General features: G+C 50.9%; 1 rRNA gene. It reads left to right on the top strand.

The window, feature by feature from the left end:
• Window positions 1-212, top strand: a 23S ribosomal RNA gene (locus OGY71_RS00305); the annotation flags it as partial.

Genomic DNA, 212 nt, shown 5'->3' with positions numbered 1-212 from the left:
ACTTGGTGTTACTGCGAAGGGGGGACGGAGAAGGCTATGTTAGCCGGGCGACGGTTGTCCCGGTTTAAGCATGTAGGCGGGAAGTTTAGGTAAATCCGGACTTCTTTTAACGCTGAGGTGTGATGACGAGGTACTACGGTGCTGAAGTAACAAATGCCCTGCTTCCAGGAAAAGCCTCTAAGCATCAGGTAACACGAAATCGTACCCCAAAC

The sequence above is a fragment of the Citrobacter sp. Cpo109 genome (assembly GCF_030332565.1).
GTDB classification, from domain to species: domain Bacteria; phylum Pseudomonadota; class Gammaproteobacteria; order Enterobacterales; family Enterobacteriaceae; genus Citrobacter; species Citrobacter portucalensis.
The sequence above is the reverse complement of the archived record's forward strand: the minus strand, read 5'-3'. Positions and strand labels throughout refer to the sequence as shown.